3 protein-coding genes and 1 pseudogene are annotated in these 3,668 nt (G+C 71.3%); all 4 read left to right on the top strand.

Translation table 11 applies throughout. The features are described from left to right. Positions 1–701: pseudogene (locus D471_RS0100300) on the top strand (hypothetical protein); the annotation flags it as partial. Beyond that, positions 698–838: a hypothetical protein gene (locus tag D471_RS40660; protein WP_017596778.1), complete on the top strand. Its 141-nt coding sequence runs from the start codon at positions 698–700 to the stop codon at positions 836–838. The pseudogene D471_RS0100300 and the gene D471_RS40660, both read left to right, overlap by 4 nt. 224 nt (positions 839–1,062) lie before the next feature. Then, complete coding sequence (locus D471_RS0100290) at positions 1,063–2,412, top strand: glycosyltransferase family 4 protein (protein WP_017596777.1); 1,350 nt, start codon at positions 1,063–1,065, stop codon at positions 2,410–2,412. Beyond that, positions 2,409–3,668 (top strand): alpha-(1->3)-arabinofuranosyltransferase domain-containing protein (locus D471_RS32400; protein ID WP_040687674.1); only part of this gene is annotated, 1,260 nt, incomplete at its 3' end. The genes D471_RS0100290 and D471_RS32400, both read left to right, overlap by 4 nt.

Below are 3,668 nucleotides of genomic sequence, written 5' to 3'. Positions count from 1 at the left end.
GGCTGGGGGCGGCGGTGTTCGCGGCGTTCCTGCCACTCGTGGTCCTGCCGGGTCTGGTGTGGGGAGCGGGGGGCCGACTGGTCCCCGTGGACTACCCCCGGGCGTGGATCGAGGCCCGGGACGCGGTGGCCGCCGACGACCGGCCGGGGGCGGTCCTCGTCCTGCCCTGGAGCGCCTACCGGGGGCTGGACTGGTCGGGGGAGCCGGTGGTCGTGCTCGACCCGGCGACCAAGCTCTTCGACCGGCGCACCCTGTGGAACGACGACCTGCGGATCGGGACCCCGGACGGCGGGACGGTCGTGGTCACGGGAGAGGACACCCGTGCGCGTGAGGTCGGTCGGGCCCTGGACATGGACCCGGCCACGGGGCTGCCGGGGATCGGCGACCCGGAGGAGTTGACCGGGCTCCTCGGAGGTCTCGGCGTGCGGTACGTGGTGGCCTCCGCGCCGATTGATAACGAGTTCTTGTTGCGTGCTCCCGGGGTGTCCGCCGTGGTCGAAGGACCCGACATGTCCCTTTTCCGCGTGGACGATCAGCACGTAAAGGCGGATAAAGCTAGCGGAACGGGGTTGGAAGTTACCGGGGGGTTAGTTACAGTTGGGGCAATCGTCTGGTCTGTAGCTAGATCAGGTTCTAGTCTCGTTCTCCAGCGTTTCGGTTTCAGAGCGAGGCCGGACGCGCGGAAGGAGATCCCCAAGTGATCAAGGTAATCGCCGCCTGCGTGATCGGCGCGGCTCTGGCGGGAGGGGTCACCGCGGTGGCCACCAACCTCACCACCGAGTCGACCGCGACCGCGGAACCGGTGAACGAAACCCTCTACAACTACGGCGACCGCTAGACCGTCGCCGTCGGAGAGGACCGGGGCGCCCCGTTCAACGCGGGGTGTCCCGCCCTCCACCCTCCACGGCCGGGACGCGCCCGGCCGCCCCACCAGACGTCCGGTCGACGGGCTTGCTCGGCGTGCGCTCCGCGCTTGCCTCCCGTGATCGCTCCTTGGGCTCGATTCGACACGGAACGTGATCGATGCGGGTTCCAGCCGGACACCGCGCGGAAGGAGAGCGTGTGGTCATCGAGAAGGTCCACCACAGGGTCGGACCCGGCGTGCCCAAGCCGATCCTCCCCACCCCCGACCAGGAGGCCGACGTCACCGCGGGGGGCCGCGCCCGCACCCCGGCCGACCCCGCCCCGACGGAGGCTCCCACGGAGGCCGACCTCGGTCCGCGTCTGGACGGCGTGCGGCTGGTGATGGTCAACTGGCGCGACCCGTGGCAGTCCACCGCGGGCGGCGCGGAGGAGTACGCCTGGCGGATCAGCCGCCACCTGGCCGAACGCGGCGCCATCGTCACCTTCCTCACCAGCCGCGAACCCCACCAGGCGCGCGTGGAGACCCGCGACGGCATCGTCATCCGCCGGATGGGCGGCCGTTTCACCGTCTACCCGCGCGTCATGGCCTGGCTGGCCCTGTGGCGGCGCGAGTACCACCTCGCCTTCGACTGCATGAACGGCATCCCCTTCCTCTCCCGCCTCGTCCTGCGCCGCCGCACCAGGGTGGTCAGCGTGGTCCACCACGTCCACGACCTCCAGTTCAACGCCTATTTCCCGGCGCCGCTCGCCTGGTTCGGGCGCTTCGTGGAGTCCGCCGTCGCCTCCCGCGTCTACCGGAACTGCACCACCGTGACCGTCTCCGAGTCCTCCCGCACCGCCATGCGCGACAAACTCGGCTGGCGCGCGCCGATCGAGATCGTCCACAACGGTGGTCTCCCCGCTCCGGAGGAACCGCGCGAGACCGGGCGGACGCCCGCGCACGATCCCTCCCGCCCGGCGGTCGTGAGTCTGGGCCGCCTCGTCGTCCAAAAACGCGTCTCCCGCGTGGTCGACCTGGCCACCGACCTCCGTGACCGGTACCCGGGCCTGAGCGTGCACATCATCGGCCGCGGCCCCGAGGGCGAACACCTCGCCGAGCAGGTCGAACGCGACGGCCTCCACGACCGCGTCCACCTGCACGGATTCCTCCCCGAAGCCGACAAGAACGCCGTCCTGGCCGCCTGCGACCTGCACGTCACCGCCTCCCGGTTCGAGGGCTGGGGCCTGACCGTCATCGAGGCGGCCAGGCTCGGGATCCCCACCGTGGCCTACGATGTGGACGGACTTCGCGATTCGGTCCGCGACGGTGAGACCGGCTGGTTGGTGCGCGAAGGCGAGGAACTGACCGACGTGGTGTCCCGGGCGCTCAAGGAGCTGTCCGACCCCCACCGCGCCGAGGAGGTCAGCCGGGCCTGCCGCGTGTGGGCCGCACAGTTCACCTGGGCGGCCAGCGGCGCACGGATGACCCGTCTCGTCGCCGCCGAACTCGGCCTGGCCGAGGCGGAGGACGGGACCGACACCGCGACGGGGGAGAAGGCGGGGAATTGACTTCGGCGGAATCCACCGCCAGGCGCGAACCGGAGGATTCCAGAGCACCGTCCGCCCCCGGCGGATCGCTGGACCACACGCTGCTCTCGCGGCTCAAGGTCCTCACGGTGTGTCTGCTCTTGGGCGCACTGGCGGCCAGCATCGACCCAGGCAGGATCGTCAGCGACACCAAGCTCGACCTGACGGCCAACCCGCGGGGGTTCCTGGAGCGCGCCCTGCACCTGTGGGACGCCGCCTACTTCGGGCAGATCCAGAACCAGGCCTACGGGTACCTGTTCCCCAACGGCCCCTTCCACCTGCTCTTCGACACCCTGGGCACACCCGACTGGATCACCCAGCGGCTGTGGATGGCGGTCCTGCTCATCGCCGCCTTCACCGGCGTCTACAAGGTCGCCGGGGCGCTCGGCCTGGGCACGGTCAACACGCGCATCCTCGCCGGGGTCGCCTACGCGCTGGCCCCGCGCGTGCTGACCCTGCTCTCCTACAACTCGGCCGAGCTCCAGCCCATGCTGCTCATGCCGTGGATCCTGCTGCCGCTGGTGCTCGGCGCCCGGGGCGGGCTCTCCCCGGCCCGCGCGGCCCTGCTGTCCGGACTCGCCTTCCTGATGTGCGGCGGCACCAACGCCGCCTCGGAACTGGCCGTCCTCGTGGTGCCCGGCCTCTACCTGCTCACCCGGGCCAACGGCCCCCGCAAGCGGCGGCTCATGGCGTGGTGGACGGGCGCGCTCGTCCTCGCCTCGTTCTGGTACGTCGTGCCGCTCGTGCTCATGTCGCGGTACGTGTTCTCGTTCATGCCCTACACCGAGGACGCGACCGTCACCACGGGTGTGACATCCCTGCTCAACGCGGTGCGCGGCACCTCCAACTGGATGGGCTTCCTCCCCGACCAGGGCAACACCGCGCTGCCCTCGGGCGCGGCGCTGTCCACCACCCCGTGGCTCATCGCCCTCACCGCCCTGGTCGCCGGGCTCGGCCTGGCCGGGCTGATCAACCGGCGCACTCCCGAACGCCTCTTCCTCATCGCCTGCGTCCTCACCGGCACGGCGATCATCGTCGCGGGCTTCACCGGGGACCTCACCGGCCCCTTCGCCCCCCTCATGCGCGACCTGCTCGACGGTGCCCTGGCGCCCTTCCGCAACGTGCACAAGTTCGACGCCCTGATCCGGCTGCCGCTCGTCCTCGGCCTGGCCCACCTGCCCGTGGTCGTGGCCCGGGACCGGGCCGAACGCCGGGGCGCCGTCGCCGCACCCCGCGCG

The organism is Nocardiopsis lucentensis DSM 44048, from assembly GCF_000341125.1.
Classification (GTDB): domain Bacteria; phylum Actinomycetota; class Actinomycetes; order Streptosporangiales; family Streptosporangiaceae; genus Nocardiopsis; species Nocardiopsis lucentensis.
The sequence above is the reverse complement of the archived record's forward strand: the minus strand, read 5'-3'. Positions and strand labels throughout refer to the sequence as shown.